The following is a 21,256-nucleotide window of genomic DNA, read 5'->3' as shown; positions in this document are numbered from 1 at the left end:
ATAAAGGTCGCCCTGGCCTGAGAGGCTGCGTAAACCCATTTCAACCCCTTCTCATCTGGATGGATGGGGATCCCCTCTGGTCACCGCGACGCAGACCAGAACCCCCACCAGGCTGAGCGCACCCTCCAACGACTTGACCTGGCCTCCAGGCCCACCCCACTTTTCCGAGCCCTGTTGACGACCGGTAAGCAGAGTTGGAGCAGCAGGTGACTGCCCAACAGTCAACGATTAGAATAATCTGCCTGAGTGTGAATGGATGTGAACAATCCTTAAGGCAAATTGGGGAACGCTCCTGCAACCGCGGCCCAAAGGGGATCCCAGGCGATCTGGCGACATTCGCCGGACAGGCACTCGAGGGAGCTGGCCATCTCCAGCCCTTGTAACGTTCGTTGACGATCGTTGGCAGGGTTTCTATAATTAGAGGCCTGACTGCAGCGCAACCCCTGCCGAGCAACGCATGACACAATTAGCAGTGCCATCCCCTGCCGCTTCTACCTTGCCTGACCTGGTAGAGATTCAGCGGGAGAGTTTCTTGTGGTTTTTGCGAGAAGGGTTTGAAGAGGAGCTCCTCAGCTTTTCCCCTATCGTCGATTACACGGGCAAGCTGGAACTGCACTTTCTGCCGGAGTACCGCCCTGGGGATCCCTCCAAAGGGTATAAAATCAACAAACCGCGCTACGACCCGGAGGAAGCTAAGCGACGGGATGCTACCTACCAAGCGCAAATCCGGGTGCCCACTCGCCTGATTAACAAAGAGACGGGCGAGATCAAGGACATGGACGTCTTCATCGGCGAGCTGCCTTTGATGACGGATCGGGGTACCTTTATCATCAACGGCGCCGAGCGGGTGATCGTCAACCAGATCGTGCGCAGCCCCGGCGTCTACTACAAGTCGGAACTGGACAAAAACGGTCGCCGCACCTACAGCGCCAGCCTGATTCCCAACCGGGGCGCCTGGCTGAAGTTTGAGACCGACAAAAACGGCCTGGTGTGGGTGCGCATTGACAAAACCCGCAAGCTCTCGGCGGCAGTTCTGCTCAAGGCTTTGGGCCTGAGCGACTCGGAGATCTACGACAGCCTGCGCCACCCCGAATTTTTCCAAAAAACCATGGAAAAAGAGGGGCACTACAGCGAAGAAGAAGCCCTGATGGAGCTGTACCGCAAGCTGCGGCCCGGCGAGCCTCCCACTGTGTCCGGTGGGCAGCAGTTGTTGGAATCCCGCTTCTTCGATCCCAAGCGCTACGACCTGGGCCGAGTAGGGCGTTACAAGCTGAACAAAAAGCTCAATCTCAACGTGGCGGAAAATGTGCGGGTGCTCACCGTCACGGACATCTTGGCCGTCATCGACTACCTGATTAACTTGGAGTACGACATCGGCCATGTGGACGACATCGACCACCTGGGCAACCGCCGCGTGCGCTCGGTGGGCGAGCTCTTGCAAAACCAAGTACGGGTGGGCCTCAACCGCCTGGAGCGGATCATCCGCGAGCGCATGACGGTCTCCGAGTCAGAGAACCTCACCCCAGCCTCGCTGGTCAACCCCAAGCCCTTGGTGGCGGCCATCAAGGAGTTTTTCGGCTCCAGCCAGCTCTCCCAGTTCATGGATCAGACCAACCCGCTGGCGGAGCTGACCCACAAGCGGCGGCTGTCGGCCTTAGGCCCCGGTGGCCTGAGCCGGGAGCGGGCCGGCTTTGCCGTGCGGGATATCCACCCCAGCCACTACGGACGCATCTGCCCCATCGAAACTCCCGAAGGCCCCAACGCCGGGCTGATTGGATCCCTGGCCACCCACGCCCGCGTCAACCAGTACGGCTTTATCGAAAGCCCCTACTACCGCGTTGAGAACGGCGTGGTGCGCAAGGATCTGGGGATGGTCTACCTTACCGCCGACGAAGAGGACGAATATCGCGTGGCGCCGGGGGACGTGCCGGTAGATGCCGAGGGCCGCATCACCGTCGATCTGGTGCCGGTGCGCTACCGCCAGGAATTTACCACCGCTCACCCCAGCGAGGTGCATTACGTGCAGGTGGCTCCGGTGCAGGTCATCTCGGTGGCCACCTCCTTGATCCCCTTTTTGGAGCACGACGACGCCAACCGCGCCCTCATGGGGGCGAATATGCAGCGGCAGGCAGTGCCTCTGCTGAAGCCGGATCGGCCTTACGTGGGCACTGGCCTGGAAGCCCAGGCGGCGCGGGACTCTGGCATGGTGGTGGTGTCGCGCACCAGTGGCGTGGTGACCTATGTTTCTGCCGACGAAATCGTGGTGCGGCCAGACGACGGCGGGGATCCGATTGTTTACCGTTTGCAGAAGTACCAGCGCTCCAACCAAGATACCTGTCTCAACCAGCGCCCTCTTGTCTACGCGGGGGATCGGGTGGTGCCCGGGCAGGTGCTGGCGGACGGTCCGGCTACCGAGGGGGGCGAACTGGCCTTGGGCCAAAACGTGTTGGTGGCCTACATGCCTTGGGAGGGCTACAACTACGAAGATGCCATCCTGATCAGCGAGCGGCTGGTCTACGACGACGTCTTCACCTCGGTACACATTGAGAAGTACGAGATCGAAGCCCGGCAGACCAAGCTAGGGCCGGAAGAGATCACTCGCGAGATTCCCAACGTGGGGGAAGATGCCCTGCGCAACCTGGACGAGAACGGCATTGTGCGCATTGGGGCTTGGGTGGAAGCCGGCGATATTTTGGTGGGCAAGGTCACTCCCAAAGGGGAATCGGATCAACCGCCGGAGGAGCGGCTGTTGCGGGCCATTTTCGGCGAGAAAGCCCGCGACGTGCGGGACAACTCGCTGCGGGTGCCCAACGGCGAGCGCGGGCGGGTGGTGGATGTGCGCATCTTCACCCGCGAGCAGGGGGACGAGCTGCCGCCAGGTGCCAACATGGTGGTGCGGGTTTACATCGCCCTCAAGCGCAAGATCCAGGTGGGGGACAAGATCGCGGGCCGTCACGGCAACAAGGGCATCATCTCCCGCATCTTGCCGATTGAAGACATGCCCTACCTGCCAGATGGCACCCCAGTGGATGTGGTGCTCAACCCCCTAGGGGTGCCCTCCCGCATGAACGTGGGCCAAGTGTATGAGTGCCTACTGGGCTGGGCAGCAGAGCACCTAGGGGTACGCTTTAAGCTAATGCCCTTCGATGAAATGCACGGCTTGGAGGCTTCCCGGCTGACAGTGGAGGCCAAGTTGCGGGAGGCGCGCGAGAAGACTGGCAAGGACTGGATCTTCAACCCTGAAGGCAAGTACTGTGGCAAAGTTCAGGTGTTTGACGGCCGCACGGGTGAGCCTTTCGACCAGCCGGTTACGGTGGGCCGTGCCTACATGCTGAAGCTGGTGCACTTGGTGGACGACAAGATCCACGCCCGCTCTACTGGCCCCTACTCGCTGGTAACCCAGCAGCCCCTGGGGGGCAAGGCGCAGCAGGGTGGCCAGCGCTTTGGCGAGATGGAGGTGTGGGCTCTGGAGGCGTTTGGGGCGGCCTACATTTTGCAGGAGCTGCTCACCGTCAAGTCGGACGATATGGTGGGGCGCAACGAGGCCCTCAACGCCATTGTCAAGGGCAAGCCCATCCCCCGACCCGGCACGCCGGAATCCTTCAAGGTGTTGGTGCGGGAGCTGCAGTCTCTCTGCCTGGATGTGTCTGTCCATAAGGTGGAGGTAGACAGCGATGGCCAGACCCGCGATGTGGAGGTGGATCTGATGGCCGATGTCTCCAACCGCCACACCCCCTCGCGGCCCACTTATGAATCCGTTACATCCGAGGATCTTTCTCCAGGGGCAGGAGGAACCTTTACCTTAGCCAACCGCAGCCGCGAGGAAGACGAAGACAGGGAGGAGGAGGACGATTTTTGATTGATGCTGGGGACGGCTGGGATCCCATTCGGCTCAGGAGAGGGGGGGTGTAGTTCCTCTTCCCTTGCTTTGTAGGTGCTAGGGCAGCAAGTTAGGAGAAATGGCAATGGCCAGAACAGATCAGCGCTTTGACTATGTCAAGATTGGGCTGGCTTCTCCGGAGCGGATTATGGAGTGGGGCCAGCGCACCCTGCCCAACGGCCAAGTGGTGGGAGAAGTCACCAAGCCAGAGACCATCAACTACCGGACCCTCAAGCCGGAGATGGATGGCCTCTTTTGTGAGCGCATCTTTGGGCCAGTTAAGGACTGGGAGTGCCACTGTGGCAAGTACAAGCGCGTGCGGCACCGCGGCATTGTTTGCGAGCGCTGTGGAGTGGAGGTAACCGAGTCGCGGGTGCGCCGTCACCGCATGGGCTACATCAAGTTGGCTGCCCCGGTCACCCACGTTTGGTACCTGAAAGGGATCCCTAGCCACATCGCTACCCTGCTGGACATGCCGCTGCGGGACGTGGAGCAGGTGGTGTACTTTAACGCCTATGTAGTGGTGGATCCGGGCAACGCTCCCAACCTCTCCTACAAGCAGTTGCTGACCGAGGATCAATACCTCGAGATCGAGGATCAGATGTACGAGGAGGGATCCGAGCTGCAACTGCCGGAGAACTGGGCCATGATTGGGGCGGAGGCGATCGAACGCCTGCTCAAGGATATTGACCTGGAAAAAGAGGCGGAGCAGTTGCGGGAGGAGATCGCCAGCGCCCGCGGCCAAAAGCGGGCGCGCCTAATCAAGCGGCTGCGGGTGATCGACAACTTCATCGCCACGGGAGCCCGGCCAGAGTGGATGGTGCTGCGGGTGTTGCCGGTGATCCCGCCGGATCTGCGCCCGATGGTGCAGTTGGATGGAGGCCGCTTTGCCACCAGTGACCTCAACGATCTCTACCGCCGCGTGATTAACCGCAACAACCGCTTGGCGCGGCTGCAGGAGATCATGGCGCCGGAGATCATCGTGCGCAACGAGAAGCGTATGCTGCAGGAGGCGGTGGACGCCCTGATCGACAACGGTCGGCGGGGGCGCATGGTGGTGGGGGCCAACAACCGTCCTCTCAAGTCCCTCTCCGATATCATCGAGGGCAAGCAGGGGCGTTTCCGGCAAAACCTGCTCGGCAAGCGGGTGGACTACTCTGGGCGTTCGGTAATCGTGGTAGGGCCCAACCTGCGCATGCACCAGTGTGGCTTGCCCAAAGAGATGGCCATCGAGCTGTTTCAGCCCTTTGTGATCCACAAGTTGATCAAGCGGGGCATCGTCAACAACATCAAAGCCGCCAAAAAGCTGATCCAGAGCAACGACCCGCAGGTTTGGGACGTGCTGGAGGACGTAATCGACGGCCACCCAGTTTTGCTCAACCGTGCTCCAACGTTGCACCGCCTCGGGATCCAAGCTTTTGAACCAATCCTGGTGGAGGGGAGGGCGATTCAGCTCCACCCCTTGGTCTGCCCGGCCTTCAACGCCGACTTCGATGGCGACCAGATGGCCGTGCACGTGCCCCTGTCGTTGGAAGCCCAGGCAGAAGCGCGCTTGCTGATGTTGGCCACCAACAACATCCTCTCTCCGGCCACCGGCGCTCCAATTATCACCCCCAGCCAAGACATGGTTTTGGGGTGCTACTATCTGACGGCGGACAATCCCCACGCCCCCGACCTTGGCGATCGTTATTTTGCCAGCCTGGAGGACGCCCTCATCGCCTACGACCGCGGCGTCATCGGCCTGCACAGCAAAATCTGGGTGCGCTACAGCGGCCCGATGGAGTTGGGCAAGGAGGAAAAAGAGTCGGAGCCCCAGATTATCGAGGAGCCGGGCGGCACCCGCCTCAAGATCACCAACTACCGCCGCATCCGCGAGGATCAAGACGGCAACGTGATCAGCCAATACATTCGCACCACGGCGGGCCGGATCATCTTCAACAAAACGGTGCAAGATATTTTGTCTGCTTGAAGCTGCCCCTATGGACGTTGCCCTTGTCGATAGGCAGCTAGGATCCCTACCCCCTTGTCCAGAACTGTCAGAGTTATCACTGAGGCATTATGAGCGAAAAAGGACGCTTTTCCGCCGGTTTAATCCGGCAGGCCGCTGACGGCGCCAAAGCCGAGACTCCGCCGCCCCCTGTACCCTTCCGCAACTATCAAATCGGCAAAAAAGAGCTGCGCAACCTGATTGCCTGGTCATTTGCCCGCTACGGCACTGCCCGCACTGCCCAAATGGCGGATGCCCTGAAGGCCATGGGCTTCAAATACGCCACCCAGGCTGCCGTTTCCATCAGCATCGAGGATCTGCGCATTCCGCCCAGCAAGCGGCAGTTGTTGGCCCAGGCGGAAGCGGAGATCGAGGCAGCCACGGAGCGCTACACCCGCGGCGAGATCACAGAGGTGGAGCGCTACCAGAAGGTGATTGACACCTGGAACCAGACCAACGACCAAATCAAGGAGGAGATGCTCAGCAACTTCCGCCAGAACGATCCCCTCAACTCCGTATACATGATGGCCAACTCGGGGGCAAGGGGGAACGTCTCGCAGGTGCGGCAGTTGGTGGGCATGCGCGGCCTGATGGCCAACCCGCAAGGGGAGATCATCGACTTGCCGATTAAAACCAATTTCCGCGAGGGCCTGACCGTTACCGAATACATCATCTCTTCCTATGGGGCCCGCAAAGGTTTGGTGGACACGGCTTTGCGCACTGCCGACTCCGGCTACCTGACCCGCCGCCTGGTGGACGTGTCTCAAGATGTCATCGTGCGGGAATCCGACTGCGGCACCGACCAAGGGATCCTGCTGGAACCCCTGATGGATGGGGACAAGGTGGTGGTGTCGCTGGAGGAGCGCCTGGTGGGCCGGGTGCTGGCTCGTGATGTAGTACACCCGCAAACCCAGGAGATCATTGCCCGTCGCAACCAAGAGGTAGATCACGACTTGGCCAAAGCCATCGTGGAGGCGGGCATCCGGCAGGTGATGGTGCGTTCTCCCCTCACCTGTGAGGCCAACCGCTCGGTGTGCCGCATGTGTTACGGCTGGAGCCTGGCCCACTCCCGTCTGGTGGATCTCGGAGAGGCGGTCGGGATCATCGCCGCCCAATCGATTGGGGAGCCGGGCACCCAGTTGACCATGCGCACCTTCCACACGGGAGGTGTATTTACCGGGGAGGTGGCCCGCCAAATTCGCGCCCCCTTCGCCGGCGTGGTGCGGTTCCCGAAAAACCTGCGCACCCGCCCCTTCCGCACCCGCCACGGCGACGATGCCCTGCAGGTGGAGGTGAACAACCAAATTGTCCTGGAAGGGCCGGAGGGGCGACGGGAAGTCTTCGACCTGACTCAGGGATCCACCCTGCTGGTGCGGGACGGGGCCCAGGTGCAGCGGGATCAGTTGATTGCGGAAGTGGCGTTGGCCAAGGCCGTACGCAAGAGCACCGAGAAAGCCCAGAAGGAGGTGGTGGCCGACTTAGCGGGGGAAATCCGCTTTGCCGATCTGCCCATCGAGGAGAAAACCGACCGCCAGGGCAACACCACCTACACCGCGCAGCGGCAAGGGTTGATCTGGGTGATGTCCGGCCAGGTGTACAACCTGCCGCCAGGGGCCGAGCCGGTGGTGAAAAACGGGGATCGGGTGCAGGCGGGGGATGTGATCGCTGAGACCTCGCTGGTAACCGAGCACGGTGGCATTGTGCGGCTACCGGAGCGCAGCGACAGCAAGAGCGGGCGCGAGGTGGAGATCATCAACGCCGCAGTGGTGTTGCATGAAGCGCGGGTGCGGGTGGAATCCCACCAGGGCCGGGAGCAATTTTTGCTGGATACGGCCAGCGGGCAAACCTTTGTCCTCAAGGCTACGCCAGGTACCAAGGTGGGTAACGACGAGGTGGTGGCGGAGCTGATCGAGAACCATTTCCGCACCCAGACGGGTGGCCTGGTGAAGTTTGCCGGTGTCGAGGTGGCACGGCGGGGCAAGGCGAAGCAGGGCTACGAGGTGATCCGGGGCGGCACCCTGCTGTGGATCCCGGAGGAGACTCACGAGGTGAACAAGGACATCTCCCTCTTAAATGTGGAAGATGGCCAGTACGTAGAAGCCGGCACCGAGGTGGTGAAGGACATCTTCTGCCAAAATGCCGGCGTTGTCGAAGTTATCCAGAAAAATGACATCCTGCGGGAGATCATCATTAAGCCCGGCTCCTTGCATCTAGTGGATGACCCCGCCGACTTGGAAATACCCACCGGCACGCTAATCCAGCCAGGCCAGAAGCTGCTCAGCAGCATCGTCCCTGACCGGTTGGTCTATCTGGAGCAGGTGGAGACTCCTGAAGGACCAGGTCTGCTACTGCGCCCAGTGCAGGAGTACGAGATTCCCGACCGCCCGTTGGTGCCCAGCCAAGAGTCTACCAGCGAGTCTGGCCGCTCCATTCGCCTGCGGGCGGTGCAGCGCGTTCCCTTCAAGGATGGGGAGCGGGTGAAGTCGGTGGGGCCGGTAGAACTGCTGCGCACACAACTGGTGCTGGAGATCGATACCGACGCCCCGCAACTGAAGGCCGATATTGAGCTGATCCAAGATGAGAGGGATCCCAGTATCCGTCGCCTGCAACTGGTGATCCTGGAAACCCTGCTGCTGCGCCGCGACGTGGAGGCAGATCTCACCCAGGGGAGTACCCACACGCGGCTGTTGGTGAGTGAAGGAGACAGTATCGGCAGGGGAGGTGTTATTGCCCGCACCGAGATTCAGGCCAAAAAAGCCGGGATCGTGCAAGGGATCCGCCAGGGCGCGGAAGTGGTGCGACGGGTTCTGGTGGTTACCGACGACGACCTGCTGACGGTGCCTCTGACGGGCCAAGCCAGCGTCGAGGGGGGAGCGCTGGTGCGGGCCGGCGACGAGCTGGCGCCGGGGATCCCTGCTCCTGAGTCGGGGCAAGTGATGCAGATTGCCGATGGCCAAGTGGTGTTGCGGTTGGCGCGGCCCTACTTGGTGTCGGCAGGTGCCATTCTGCAGGTGCGAGATGGGGATCTGGTGCAGCGGGGGGATGCCCTGGCTCTCTTGGTGTTTGAGCGGGCCAAGACGGGAGACATCATCCAGGGTCTGCCGCGGATTGAGGAGCTGTTGGAGGCCCGCAAACCCAAGGAAATGTGTGTTTTGGCCAAGCGGCCCGGCACGGTGCAATTGAGCTGGCGGGGAGAAGAGCCGGATCTGCGGGTCATCGAAGCGGATGGCACGGTTACGGAATACTCGGTGTTGCCGGGGCAAAACCTGATTGTGGTCGATGGCCAGCCGGTACAGGTGGGGGATCCGCTGACCGACGGCCCGGCCAACCCCCACGACCTCTTGGAGATCTACTTCGAGTACCATCGCCAAACCTTGGGCGACGACCAAGCCGCACGGCTGGCCTTGCGGGAGGTGCAGCGCTTCCTGGTCAACGAGGTACAGAACGTCTATCGCTCGCAAGGGGTGGAGATCGCCGACAAGCACATCGAGATTGTGGTGCGCCAGATGACCTCCAAGGTGCGGGTGGACGACAGCGGCGACACCGTCCTGTTGCCGGGCGAGCTGGTGGAGTTGCGGGAAATCCAGCAGACCAACGCCACCATGGCCATCACCGGCGGGGCGCCGGCTAAGTACACGCCCGTTCTGCTGGGGATCACCAAGGCCAGCTTGAACACCGACAGCTTCATCTCGGCGGCCAGCTTCCAGGAGACCACGCGGGTGCTGACGGAGGCGGCCATCGAAGGCAAGTCCGACTGGCTGCGGGGTTTGAAGGAGAACGTGATCATCGGGCGCTTGATCCCGGCGGGCACCGGCTTCAGCACCTACGAGGAAACGGCGCCAGAACCGGAGCCCGAGGAAGAGGAGGAGCCTGTCGTGCTGCCAGAGCTGCCGCCCCGCCTGATCTTGGAGGACGACCAGCTCATTGACGACTCCACCCCTGCCTTCGACGAGCCAGTGGAGGATGAGGGAGAAGAAGAGTGAGGCGTTGACGGATCCCCAGTCCTGGGCGGCCCTACAGGCTGAGATCGCTGCTTGCTGCCGCTGCCCCCGCCTGGTGGCTTGGCGAGAAGGGGTTGCCCAGCGAAAGGTGGCCCGTTTTCGGGAGCAGACCTACTGGGGCCGAGCGGTGCCGGGGTTTGGGGATCCGCAGGCGCGGCTGTGGGTGATCGGCTTGGCGCCAGCCGCCCATGGGGGCAACCGTACAGGCCGGGTGTTTACCGGGGATCCCAGCGGGGATTGGCTATTTCGCGCTCTGTACCGGGCCGGGTTTGCCAATCAACCCATCTCCCTGCACCGGGAGGATGGACTGCAATTGCGGGATTGCTACATCTCAGCCGTGGTGCGCTGCGCGCCGCCAGACAACCGCCCCAGCGCCCCAGAAGCCAAAGCCTGCTTGAGCTACTTAAAGCGCGAGTTGGAGTTGCTGGCCCAGGTACGGGTGATCTTAGCGTTAGGCCATTTTGCCTTTCGCTACACCTTGGCGCTCTTGCCGCCTCTCAGGCCCCGCCCCCGCTTTGGCCACAACTGCGTTGTTCCTTTGGGAGAGGGTCGCTATTTGCTGACGTCTTACCACCCCAGCCGGCGCAACACGGCCACCCAGCGGCTGACAGAGGCGATGCTGGACGCCGTCTTTGAGCGGGCGCTGCAGTTGTTGTCTCCATCTCCGCCATCCACCCCCCTGATCGAGTTTTGAGCTGAAGATTCTGCAGTGGCCGGACGTTTGGCCAAAGGCTGTGTAGTCGTTGCTGCCCCTCATCCCCAACCCCTCTGCCCCAAGGGGAGAGGGGAGCTGGAGATCAACGGAGGGGCTGTTCCATAGCCACTTGCAATGGCAGCGACTACCTTGCTGAGCCGCCGGGCCCGGCAGGGATCAAGCCGGCTGCCAGGTTTCCAGGCGGTAGGCGCTGTCCCAAAACAGCCATTCCAGGCGGGAGGCGGCTACAAAAGCGGCGGTCATCTTTTCCCGCATCGCCGCTGTGGTCTGCGCAGCCAAGGAGTCGGTGATGGCAAGAGCCTGTTGCACCACCTGGGCAAATTCTTCCCCCGCGTAGGTGTCGATCCATTGTTGGTAAGGATTGTTGGGCTTGGCGGTGCGGTAAATGGCGGATCCCACCTCACGGTAAATCCAGAAGCAGGGCAGCACGGCGGCCATGGCCACCTCGTAGGGATCCAAGGCAGCCGAGGCCAATAGAAAACGGGTGTAGGCGAAGCAGGCAGGAGCGTAGGTTGTCTCCGGCTGGATGTTGTAGAGGCGAAAGTAACTCTCGTGCAGGCTGCGTTCGGCCACAATGGCCCCCAGGGCAAAGTTCAAGAAACTCACCACCCGCTCAGCCCCTTCAGAACGAGCCCCGATCAAGGCGAGGGCGCGGGCAAAATCGGTGAGATAAAGAGCATCTTGCTGCAGGTAGAACTGGAAGCGCTGCCGCGAGAGGCTGCCTGCCGCCAGCTCTTGGTTAAAGGGGTGATCCAAGATCTGTTGGTAGATAGGCTCGATTGTCTGCCAGAGGTGGGTGGTAAAGGATTGGGACATGGTGGCTCTCTCGCAGCGTTGTCTATTTTCCTACCGCTTTTCAGAGAGTCGGCCTAGCTGGAGCTAGGCTTCGGGCATGAGGGGGCGGAAGCCATGCTTGCGAGACAGTTGCCCGATTAAATCCAGTTTTTCTAGGGTAATCAAGTTGCGGCCCCAACTGAAATTGGTGTGTAGGCCCTCGAACTCCAGGAGCATCGCCTCGGCAAAGCAGGCAAAGAGCTGGCGGGCCGGGTTGGCCACATTCAAAAACTGCATAATATTCCACTCGATATCGAGAGAGTGTTCCACCATGCCGCCGTCGATCACGTACAGCCCCTTGCGCTGCAACTTGGAGGCGATGTTTTTCGGGTAGCCACCGTCGATGATCACGCAGGGATCCGGCAACACCTGAGGATCGAGGGCCACCCCTTGGCTCATGCTGGCCACCCAGACGATGAAATCGGCGCGGGGCAAGGCCTCTTCCAAGGAAGAGATTTCCCCTTTTTTAAGTTTGGCCTGCAGCTCTTCTAGGCGTCGCCGCTCGCGGGCTATCAACAGCAATTTGGCCGGGGAAGTGTGGGCTACCAACCACTGGCAGATGGCACTACCGATATCGCCGGTGGCCCCCACCACGGCAACTGTGGCGGCTGCCAAATCCATGGCGTAGCGCTGGGCCGCTGCCTGCAATTGCTGACAGATAATATAGGCTGTGTGGGTGTTGCCGGTGGTAAAACGCCGAATTTCCAGGTCGATGTTGCGCACCCGCCGGAGGGTGTCAAGGCGAAAATTCTCGAAAATAATGCTGCTAAATCCTCCCAGGGTGGTGATGTTCAAGCCGCGCCGCTGCGCCAAGGCCATCGCATTCAAAATCTTGCGACAGGCCGCTTTTACCCGTCCCCCCGCCAACATTTCCGGCAGGAAACAGGATTCGACGTACTGGCCATAGATTTTTTGGCCTGTGATGCTGGTCACCACGATCTCGTCCACCACCTGAGGCGGAGCCATGCACCAAAATTCCAGGTCGCTCTCCGCATATTCGGAATACCCCAGCTTATCTGCCACCCGTTTTGCGTGGGCCAGGCTGGTCAGGTGCCCGATCAGGCCGAACATAGATGCTCACTCACTTCAATACTTATGAGCTCCATCCGGATCCCATCAAAACATGTCCGCACCCAGGAAGGGTAGGGAACGTTCCAGCCAGGCCGGAAAACCAATCGGCAGGCAGAGTTGAGGTGGGTCAGGCAGCCCGCAGACCCTGGGCCGAGAGGCGCATCACCTCGCGAGTGTTGAAACCGATGTTGGCCAGGGCCTCGCCGTAGGCGATCATGAAATCTTCTACAATGGCCTCGCGATCCATGTAAATGGCTTCCACATCCGCCTCTACCTGCTGCAGCATCTGCCAGACTAGAGGCAGATTTTGGGCGTTGGCCGCTTCGATCTGGGCTTTGACCTCGGCAAAGTGTTCGCCCAGCCAGCGCTCCCCAAAATTGAGGTGCAGATACTCGTCCTTAACTACCCCCTCGGTAATCTTGCGGGCAAAGTCATCGGCGACCGGGATGTAGATGTTGTAGGCAGCGATGGCAAAGCACTCGATGATCAAAGACTGAATGACAAAACAGGAGACCAGGTTCCTTGCCGCTGCGGCACTTTGGAAATTGTCCCGCAAAGGCGCGAAAAAGGCGCGGGCAAACTCCACATCGGGTTCCACCTGCAGGTTTTTGCCGCAGGCCTGGAAGCCCTTCATGTGGCGCAATTCCATCTTGGCCAGCTTGCGCAGCTCCTCTGCAGCTTCCGGCAGCATTTCGGCCAGCTTGAGGTAGTTGTCGTGGGCTTCTTGTTCCCCTTCGATAACAATACCGTTGATGCGGGAGTAGGCCTGCCGATACCCTGGGCTGCTGTAGTCTAGGGCAGTACCGCCCCCATCAGCGGGGGAGGGAGGGGTGTTGGGCAGGACGTTCGCTGGGGCCATACTCGTGCATCTCCTTTTGTCGTTGTAGATTGTTGTGAACCGCTTCGCCGGCCCTTCAACAATCCTGGCGCTTGCCACTCAATTGTTCCTCTACTCAGAATAGCCTTAGGTGGCGCGGAATTCATCGGATCCCTTTTGCCCAGGCAGGCAAGCCTGTTAGGGTGAGTGCTCAGGTGCCGTTGAGGAGCCTGGGGTATGTCTGCTCTTGGGGAGGGCCTGAATCAATTGCGCCGGTTGCTGGTGGATCTGGAGGAACAATCTCTCGATCAGCCAATTGGCAGCGCCGAGGAGGTGTTGCAGGTTATCGAGTTGGCAACGGCTTTTGAGCTGTTTGAGGCGGAAAGCAGCGGTTTGCTGCTCCAGATTGTGGCCAATCTCTGGGATCGGGTACGCCAGCACGCGCTGTCGGCGCAGGAGATCGAGGCCGTGGCGGAGAAGCTGCGGGCGGTGGGCTATACCGATGCCGAGATCCAGGAGATTTTGGATCTGGAGCCTTAGGACAACTAGCTGCAGGCTAGGCGGAAACCATGCCCAACTCGGCGGGGGCGACATCTGCTTCTAGGTGAGTGGCTGTGTCATAACAGGCTCCCCGCAGGTTGGCCAGCTTAAGTTTACAGCCCCTGAGGTTGGCCCCTTTTAGGTTGGCGCCGCTGAGGTTGGCCCCCGCCAGGTCGGCCTGGCTGAGATCGGCACCCCTCAGGTCGGCTGCGCTCAGGTTGGCGCCGCGCAGGTTGGCCCCTTGCAATCGGGATCCCGGCAACTTGGCTTTTTCCAGGTTGGCCAGGCGCAGGTTGGATCCCTGAAGGTCGGCTTGGCTGAGGTCGGCGCCGCCCAGGTAGGCCCGCTCCAGGTTGGCAGCGCCCAATTTGGCCTGCTGGAGGATTGCCCCGCCCAGGTCGATCCCAGCCAAGTCGGCACCAGCCAGGTCGGCTTCGGCCAATTGGCTGTTGCTGAAGTCCCGCTCACCGCTGCCATAACGCTGCAACAGTTCCGCTGCGGTTTCGACCATTGCTTTTCCCCATGCCAGACAAGTCGGATCCTACCGAGGAACAGGGTTGCCGCCAAGGGCGCAAATCCTCCAGGCAGCGCCTATCGGCCATGCCTTGCTCCTGTCTCTAGATCCGAATATCTGCCAAGGCCACTGGCCCTCTGGCCTACAAGAGCGCGCTAGGATGGGCGCAACGCCCTTTTCTCTGGATCCCATCTGTTCTGTTATGAGCTTGCCCCGCGTGCCCCGCTCCCGGCCCCGCCCAAAGTTGCGCTCGATCCCTCGCCGCAAAACCGAATCTGCTCTCTATGCCGAGATGCAGCAGCTCACTGTGGAAAAGCAGCGGCTCAACCAGGAATTGGAGTTCATTCAGGAACGGCAAGGGCAGATTCAAGCAAGGCTCTGGGAAATCGAACAAGCGCTACAGCGTTTTCAGCAGGAGGCAGAGCGCTTTCGGGATCCCGCCGCTGCTCCAGAACCGGCCACGGGCCGCTTCTCCTCCTCCCGTTTCCCGCCGATGACCTTTGAGTACTGAGCCAGGTTCCCTACGGGGTGGGGAAGCCAAAGCCATTGCCGAAGGCCGATGGCTCCAAAAACTGGGTTTAAATCCCCGTCCTGTCCTTTGGGACGGCCTTGTGGTAGCTTTTGTTATGGCGGCATGGGTAGTCAGCCGCTTCAAAAACCCAGTAGTCTAACCCCTAAGACATCAGCTAGGGTTTTGTCTGGGCCTGGAAGCGGTACCTTTGGGCAGAAGAGAACCGAGCAGTGAGACCAAAGTCCCAGGGCAGACCCGTTGGCTTTTGCTACCGGGATCCAACCGCCCAGGCTGACTCATGGCCCATTCTGATGTTGATTTCAACTCCCATCCGGCATCGCTGAGTCCATAACTGCAACTGAGCACACAAGGAGCTGAGCCTCGACCATGGTTACTGCCACCGCTACTGCGACCAACGTTGGCTACATCACTCAGGTCATTGGGCCTGTAATCGACGCCGAGTTTCCCAGCGGCAAGCTGCCTGAAATCTACAACGCTCTCAAGGTGGAAGCGACGACCGAAAGCGGCCTGAAGGTCAAAGTCACCTTTGAGGTGCAGCAGCTTTTGGGAGATAACCGCGTGCGGGCTGTGGCCATGTCTTCTACCGATGGCTTGGTGCGGGGCATGCCAGTGGTGGATACAGGTGCCCCGATTACCGTGCCGGTGGGCGAGGCTACCCTGGGTCGCATTTTCAACGTGCTGGGGGAGCCGGTGGATCAAGGTGAGCCGGTGCAAGCCAAGGAGTTTGCTCCTATCCACCGCAGCGCGCCGCCCTTTGTGGAGCTGACCGTCAAACCGGAGCCCTTTGAAACCGGCATCAAGGTGATCGACCTGCTGGCCCCCTTCAAGAGAGGTGGCAAGGTGGGCCTGTTTGGCGGCGCTGGCGTTGGCAAAACAGTGCTCATCCAGGAGCTGATCCACAACATCGCCGAGGAGCACTCCGGCCTATCGGTGTTTGCAGGCGTGGGAGAGCGCACCCGCGAGGGGAACGACCTCTACAACGAGATGAAAGAATCGGGGGTGCTGGACAAGGTGGCGCTGGTGTACGGCCAGATGAACGAGCCGCCGGGCGCCCGTATGCGGGTGGGCCTGACTGCCCTGACGATGGCGGAGTACTTCCGCGACGTCAACAAGCAGGATGTGCTGCTGTTTATCGACAACATCTTTCGCTTTGTGCAGGCCGGGTCGGAAGTGTCGGCGCTGTTGGGCCGCATGCCCTCAGCGGTAGGCTACCAGCCCACCTTGGCTACGGAAATGGGCAACCTGCAAGAGCGCATCACCTCTACCAAGCAGGGATCCATCACTTCGGTGCAGGCGGTGTATGTGCCTGCTGACGACTTGACGGATCCGGCACCGGCGACGACGTTTGCCCACCTGGATTCGACAGTGGTGCTGTCGCGCAGCTTGGCCGCCAAGGGCATCTACCCGGCGGTGGATCCTCTGGATTCTTCATCCACCATCTTGCAGGCAGACATTGTGGGTGAGGAGCACTACAACACCGCCCAGGCGGTGAAGCAAACGCTGCAGCGCTACAAAGAGCTGCAGGATATCATCGCCATTCTGGGGTTGGACGAGCTGTCGGAAGAGGACAAGCTGGTGGTGGCCCGTGCCCGCCGTATCGAGCGCTTCCTGTCGCAGCCCTTCTTTGTGGCGGAGGTCTTCACCGGCTCGCCCGGCAAGTACGTGAAGTTGGAGGACACCATCAAGGGCTTCCAGCGCATTTTGTCGGGGGAACTGGACGATCTGCCGGAGCAGGCTTTTTACCTGGTGGGCACTATCGAAGAGGCCATTGAGAAGGCGGAGAAGCTCAAGTCTAAGTAATGCCCTCACCCCCGGCCCCTCTCCCAGAGGGAGAGGGGAGTTACTGTTTCACTGCTAGGGATCCTCGGCCACAGGCCCGAAGCGGTAGCCTTTGCCATAGACGGCGTGGATCAACTCGGGGGAGCCGGGCAAGCGCAGGCGACGCCGCAACAGGCGCACCTGGGCGGCCAGGACGTTGCTGCTGGGGGGATCCTCGCCGGCCCACACCCGCTCGTAGATCTGCTCGTGGGTGAGCAACTGGCCGGGGTGGGTCATGAAGTACTCCAGCAGGCGGAATTCCTTTTGGGAGAGGTGGATCATCCGCCCCTGGCGGTAGGCCACTTGGTTCTCCCGATCCAGCTCCAGATCCCCAATTTGCAGGCGAGGGATCCCTTCGCCGGGGCTGGCGGCCCGCCGCAAGAGGGCCCGCACCCGCGCCAGCAGCTCCCGCAGCTCGAAGGGCTTGACCAGGTAGTCGTCGGCGCCGGCGTCCAGCCCTTCCACCCGGTCGTCGAGGGTATCTCTGGCGGTTAGGAAGAGAATGGGGGTGGCGCGGGACGCAGTCCTTTCCACTTGGCGCACCTGTTGGCAGAGGGAGAGGCCGGACAGGCCCGGCAACATCCAGTCCAGTACCAGTAGGTCGTAGGGTGGAGCTGGGGGCTTCTGCAGCAGCTCCCAGGCACTGTTTCCCTCGTAGGCCACGTCCACGCTGTGGCCCTCTCGCCGCAGGTGCTGGGCCAGGGAATCGGCCAACTCCACTTCGTCGTCCACCAACAAGATGCGCGCCATGCTCTAGGAGTCTGTCTCGTCGTCGGTTGCAGAAGAAAGCTCGACTGCCGAGGAGCAATCCGAGCCGGGCAGCGGCTCCAGTTGCAAAGAGAGATCATAAAGGCGGCGCCGCGTCCAGAGGGGGGATCCCTGGAAGCGCTGGGCCAGTTGCCGGCTGGCGGCGGAGCGGGAGAGGCCCTCGGCCAGCAGGCGGGCCAGCTCCTGGCGAACTTCCGCTTCGGAAGGGGAGGTTTCTGCATCTTTTTCAGGGGAAGGCCGCCCCTCTAGAACAAGGGTGAACTCTCCCCGCGGTGGCTGGGCGGCGCAGTGCTCCAGAGCGGCGGCCAGGGATCCCCGCCAGAAGGACTCGTGCAGCTTAGTCAGCTCACGGGCCAGCACGATCTGCCGCTCCGGGCCGCAGTGAGCCAGGAGATCTTGCAGAGTTTGCTGCAGGCGGTGGGGGGCTTCGTAGAGGACGATGGTGCGCTCTTCTTGGGCCAGTTGTTGCAGACGGGCCTGCCGCTGGCTGGTCTTGAGCGGCAAAAAACCCTCGAAGACAAACCGCCCTGTGGCCAGCCCCGAAGCAGCCAAGGCGGCCACTGCCGCTACCGGGCCAGGCACCGGGATCACGGGGATCCCGGCTTGGATGCAGGCGCGCACCAGTTCTTCACCCGGATCGGAGATGGCGGGTGTGCCGGCATCGCTGATTAGAGCCACCGACTGCCCTGCCGCCAGATACTTCAGGATTTGCGGGATCCGCTGTGCCGTGTTGTGCTCGTGATAGCTGATGAGGCGGGCGGAGATCTGAAAGTGTTTAAGAAGCTGGCCGGAGTGGCGGGTGTCTTCTGCTGCCACCCAGTCCACCTCCCGCAAAACCCGCAGCGCCCGCAGGGTAATGTCTTCGCGGTTGCCGATGGGGGTCGCCACCAAGTAGAGACCGGCGGTGGGGCGCTCCATCTCGATAAGGCCAGAGCTAAGCGGGTACCGCTTTCCAGGTTAACCGCTCTGGCCGGGATCCCTGTGGCAGGATCGGGGAAGATTGGCGGGAGAAAGCGGGTGCGCCTGACCACGCGAGCTACCTATAGCATCCGGGCTTTGCTGGATCTGGCGATGCTCGGCGCGGGGCAGATGGCCTCGGTGCGGGCCATTGCTGAGCGACAGCGGATCCCGGCCCCCTATCTGGAAAAGCTGTTGATCGAGCTGCGCCAGGCCGGTTTGGTCTGTTCGCAGCGGGGGGCGCAGGGGGGCTACCGGCTGGCACGAGCACCGCGGCGGATCCCGATCAGCGCCATTTTGGCAGCGGTGGGAGAATCTCTGGATCCTCTCCCAGGCAGCTCTGAGAGGGCAGAGGCTCAGCAGGAAGGCTCTGCGGATGGGCTGGACTGGGTAACGGAGGCCCTCTGGCGGCGGATTGCCCAGCGGGTGGAGCAGGTGTTGGAGGAAACAACTCTGGAAGATCTCTACTTCGACGCCCGCAGTTGGCAGGCAGCCCAAAGTCAGGAGGGGGGGTTTGTGGTCTGATCGCGCCTGCGGGAGGGAGACCTTGCTGTTTTTCCCGAGTCAGCCGGCCGCTCCCCTGGTGCTGGCGGCAGCTTTGGGTCTGGATTACTGGTTGGCAGATCCCTGGGGGTGGCCCCATCCGGTGCGGGTAATGGGGGCGGTCATCGCCTGGGGACAAGGCTGTATCCTCAAGCACTGTTCGACCCCACAGGCACAACGGTGGGGCGGAGCAATGCTGACACTGGCGCTGCTGGCGGGATCCTACGCAGCAGGTTGGGGGCTGATCGCCGTTGCCCAGGCTCTCCATCCCTGGGCAGGGATCCTGATGCACGCCATCCTAATGGCCAGTTGCCTGGGGGGGCGCAGCCTGCGCTTTGCCGCCTTGGAGGTGTTGGATCCCTTGGAAAGGGGGGATCTGCTGCAGGCCCGCCAACGGCTGAGCCGCTACGTGGGCCGGGATACAGAGCACCTGACGGAGGCGGAGATTTTGCGGGCGGTGATCGAGACGGTGGCGGAAAATACCCCGGACGGGGCGACGGCCCCTTTGTTCTATGCCTTTTTGGGAGGGGCGCCCTTGGCTTTGGCCTACAAGGCCAGCAGCACCCTCGACTCGATGGTGGGCTATCGCCACGCCCCCTTCACCTACTTGGGCACGGTGCCGGCCCGCTGTGAGGATGTGCTGACCTGGCTGCCCTGCCGGCTGACGGTGCTGACCCTGGCCCTGCTCAGCGGGGATCCCTGGGGGTTTTGGCAGCGGTGTCGCCGCGACGGGCGGGCGGATCCCAGCCCCAATTCGGGGTGGAGCGAGGCGGCCTTTGCCTGGCGGCTGCAGATCCAGTTGGGAGGCACTAATTGCTATCGCGGGATCCCGAAGGAGAAGCCCAAGGTGGGGATCCCAGCCCGTCCCTTGAGCCCCCAGGTGGTGCGGGAAAGTCTGGGGCTGCTGCGGCAGGTTCTGGGGGTGTGGGGAAGTTGGATGGTGGGCGTAGCTCTAGTTCTCAGCTTGGGAGAGGGGCTGGGGGCCACTTCGGTATCGATTATTTGGTGGTATTGAGAAAGTCGCCGAGATTGAGGATGGTGTTTTGCTCGCTGACGATGGTTTGGATATCGTCAGGCAAGTTGCGGACGTACTCGAGCTGAAGGGCCTAGGGCGTCGCAGGCGCATGGGAAAGGGCTCCGGGATCCAAGACTTTTGATCTTTCTTAACGGGTGCTAGCTCAGCACCCAGCGCTGGAGAGCAATGCCAAGGAGCAGACCGAGGCCGCCAAAACGCAGCACCTGCCAAAAGGTGGTGGGAACGGGGTTAAACACTTCCAACAGGTAGGCTTGCAGGCGTTGTTCCAATTGGCTAACTTCCGCCTGAATTTCAGCCCAGTGTTCGGGGGAAAGCTGGGACAGGCGCTCCAGCTCGCGTAGATCGGCCAGCCGTGCTTGCAAGCTCTCGAGCTTGGCTTGCAGAGCCTCAAGCAAATCCGGGGAATCGGGAGGGGCGGTCACGGCTGTGCCTCGGCTGGGGGGGCAGGGGAACGGGGTCGGGAAAATCCGGTCTGAATTTCGTTGAAGGGCTTAGCTTTGATCACCCCTGGGGGGACAGGATCCAACTGGAAGAGGGCGCGAATGGCGTTTTCCACTTCGGTGATGGGGCGGTTGCCAATGGATTGGTAGACGAGGTTGCCCTGGGAGTCAAAAAGGAGGGTCTGGGGAACTCGGCCGCTGTAGTACTGGCCGCGCTCGTCCCCAGGCAGGAGGGAATCAACAGAATAGGGAATGAAATAGACTGCCCGGCCATAGCGAACTTGCAGGTTAGCCAGGGTGGCTGCGTATTTTTTGCAGTCGCTGCTGTCGTCAATGTAGTAAACGAGGAGGGCCGGGATCCCTTGTTCTTTCGCCTGCTTGAGGGAGACGCGCGGCGGAACCATGCCGCCGTTGGAGCCGTAGAGGGCAAAGATGTTGCCGTCGTAGCGGTCGTCGTTGAGGAGCGCATAGGCAGGCAGAGACAACCAGCCTATGAACACGACGCACAAAGCCACCAGGAGAAGACGCAGCCACAGCATGATTTGGAGAGGACTGTTGGGCAAAGAGGGGGCTCCCTCATTGTGCCATTTTGCTCTGGCGCCGTGCTCCCCCTTCCAGTTTGCGGTGGGATCCCTTCATGAACGTTGGATAGTGGTCTCGATCCGCGGTTGTTTTTTCACTGAATCTGCCCTCACCAGCCGGATGTAGTCCTTGGGAAAACGGCTGAGGCACTGCTTGACAGCCTGAAAGTCAGCAGCCGATTCTTTTGGCTTAATCGGCGGGAAGCCCCGCGGAGAACAAGT

Annotated in this window: 17 protein-coding genes; 9 read left to right on the top strand and 8 right to left on the bottom strand. The window is 61.3% G+C overall.

Going from position 1 to position 21,256, the window contains the following annotated elements; translation table 11 throughout:
* Positions 1–457: 457 nt before the first annotated feature.
* The 4 genes from rpoB (at position 458) to NW852_RS03585 (ending at position 10,562) form a co-directional block, all read left to right on the top strand.
* Positions 458–3,859: a DNA-directed RNA polymerase subunit beta gene (gene rpoB, locus NW852_RS03600; RefSeq protein WP_414370446.1), complete on the top strand. Its 3,402-nt coding sequence runs from the start codon at positions 458–460 to the stop codon at positions 3,857–3,859.
* A gap of 106 nt (positions 3,860–3,965) precedes the next feature.
* Positions 3,966–5,849, top strand: coding sequence for a DNA-directed RNA polymerase subunit gamma (locus tag NW852_RS03595; protein WP_414364182.1), 1,884 nt, complete (start codon positions 3,966–3,968; stop codon positions 5,847–5,849).
* Positions 5,850–5,938: 89 nt separating this feature from the next.
* The gene (locus NW852_RS03590; protein WP_414370443.1) at positions 5,939–9,850 is read left to right on the top strand and encodes a DNA-directed RNA polymerase subunit beta'; all 3,912 of its coding nucleotides are present in this window, start codon (positions 5,939–5,941) and stop codon (positions 9,848–9,850) included.
* The gene (locus NW852_RS03585) at positions 9,831–10,562 is read left to right on the top strand and encodes a uracil-DNA glycosylase (RefSeq protein ID WP_414364184.1); all 732 of its coding nucleotides are present in this window, start codon (positions 9,831–9,833) and stop codon (positions 10,560–10,562) included. Before NW852_RS03590 ends, NW852_RS03585 begins: the two co-directional genes overlap by 20 nt.
* Before the next feature lie 177 nt (positions 10,563–10,739).
* On the opposite strand, the gene tenA is transcribed toward NW852_RS03585, so the two are convergent.
* From tenA to NW852_RS03570, 3 genes are all read right to left on the bottom strand, one after another.
* Positions 10,740–11,399 carry a thiaminase II gene (gene tenA / locus NW852_RS03580; protein WP_414364185.1) on the bottom strand — a complete coding sequence of 220 codons (660 nt, stop codon included), beginning with the start codon at positions 11,397–11,399 and terminating at the stop codon, positions 10,740–10,742.
* Between the two features lie 63 nt (positions 11,400–11,462).
* Positions 11,463–12,488: a long-chain acyl-[acyl-carrier-protein] reductase gene (locus NW852_RS03575; RefSeq protein ID WP_414364186.1), complete on the bottom strand. Its 1,026-nt coding sequence runs from the start codon at positions 12,486–12,488 to the stop codon at positions 11,463–11,465.
* Positions 12,489–12,615: 127 nt separating this feature from the next.
* Positions 12,616–13,347, bottom strand: a complete 732-nt coding sequence (locus NW852_RS03570; protein ID WP_414364188.1) for an aldehyde oxygenase (deformylating) — start codon at positions 13,345–13,347, stop codon at positions 12,616–12,618.
* Between the two features lie 195 nt (positions 13,348–13,542).
* Here NW852_RS03570 and NW852_RS03565 point away from each other — a divergent pair, with 195 nt between their 5' ends.
* Complete coding sequence (locus NW852_RS03565; RefSeq protein ID WP_414370441.1) at positions 13,543–13,845, top strand: hypothetical protein; 303 nt, start codon at positions 13,543–13,545, stop codon at positions 13,843–13,845.
* A gap of 16 nt (positions 13,846–13,861) precedes the next feature.
* Here the strand turns inward: NW852_RS03565 and NW852_RS03560 are convergent, their stop codons facing one another.
* Positions 13,862–14,356 carry a pentapeptide repeat-containing protein gene (locus tag NW852_RS03560; RefSeq protein ID WP_414364190.1) on the bottom strand — a complete coding sequence of 165 codons (495 nt, stop codon included), beginning with the start codon at positions 14,354–14,356 and terminating at the stop codon, positions 13,862–13,864.
* Positions 14,357–14,519: 163 nt separating this feature from the next.
* Between NW852_RS03560 and NW852_RS03555 the strand changes: the two genes are divergently transcribed.
* Positions 14,520–14,870 carry a gas vesicle protein GvpV gene (locus NW852_RS03555; protein ID WP_414370440.1) on the top strand — a complete coding sequence of 117 codons (351 nt, stop codon included), beginning with the start codon at positions 14,520–14,522 and terminating at the stop codon, positions 14,868–14,870.
* 387 nt (positions 14,871–15,257) lie between these two features.
* The gene (gene atpD, locus NW852_RS03550) at positions 15,258–16,691 is read left to right on the top strand and encodes a F0F1 ATP synthase subunit beta (protein ID WP_414364192.1); all 1,434 of its coding nucleotides are present in this window, start codon (positions 15,258–15,260) and stop codon (positions 16,689–16,691) included.
* A gap of 54 nt (positions 16,692–16,745) precedes the next feature.
* Here atpD and rppA read toward each other — a convergent pair whose 3' ends face one another.
* Complete coding sequence (rppA, locus tag NW852_RS03545; protein WP_414364193.1) at positions 16,746–17,459, bottom strand: two-component system response regulator RppA; 714 nt, start codon at positions 17,457–17,459, stop codon at positions 16,746–16,748.
* Positions 17,460–17,462: 3 nt separating this feature from the next.
* The gene (gene rsmI, locus NW852_RS03540; RefSeq protein WP_414364194.1) at positions 17,463–18,395 is read right to left on the bottom strand and encodes a 16S rRNA (cytidine(1402)-2'-O)-methyltransferase; all 933 of its coding nucleotides are present in this window, start codon (positions 18,393–18,395) and stop codon (positions 17,463–17,465) included.
* Positions 18,396–18,494: 99 nt separating this feature from the next.
* Between rsmI and NW852_RS03535 the strand changes: the two genes are divergently transcribed.
* Both NW852_RS03535 and cbiB read left to right on the top strand, forming a co-directional pair.
* A complete protein-coding gene (locus tag NW852_RS03535; protein WP_414364198.1) occupies positions 18,495–18,959 on the top strand; it encodes an RrF2 family transcriptional regulator in 465 nt (154 codons plus the stop codon).
* A 22-nt stretch (positions 18,960–18,981) separates the two neighbouring features.
* Positions 18,982–19,992 carry an adenosylcobinamide-phosphate synthase CbiB gene (gene cbiB / locus NW852_RS03530; protein ID WP_414370438.1) on the top strand — a complete coding sequence of 337 codons (1,011 nt, stop codon included), beginning with the start codon at positions 18,982–18,984 and terminating at the stop codon, positions 19,990–19,992.
* A gap of 158 nt (positions 19,993–20,150) precedes the next feature.
* On the opposite strand, the gene NW852_RS03525 is transcribed toward cbiB, so the two are convergent.
* A complete protein-coding gene (locus NW852_RS03525) occupies positions 20,151–20,435 on the bottom strand; it encodes a hypothetical protein (protein WP_414364196.1) in 285 nt (94 codons plus the stop codon).
* On the bottom strand, positions 20,432–21,016 hold the full coding sequence (locus tag NW852_RS03520) for a thylakoid membrane photosystem I accumulation factor (protein ID WP_414364197.1): 585 nt from the start codon (positions 21,014–21,016) through the stop codon (positions 20,432–20,434). Before NW852_RS03520 ends, NW852_RS03525 begins: the two co-directional genes overlap by 4 nt.
* Between the last annotated feature and the right edge of the window lie 240 nt (positions 21,017–21,256).

Origin of the sequence: Synechococcus sp. H60.1, from assembly GCF_047462335.1 — a bacterium.
In the GTDB taxonomy this organism is placed as follows: Bacteria; Cyanobacteriota; Cyanobacteriia; order Thermostichales; family Thermostichaceae; genus Thermostichus.
Note: the sequence above shows the minus strand (reverse complement) of the source record. Positions and strands in the feature narration are given on the sequence as shown.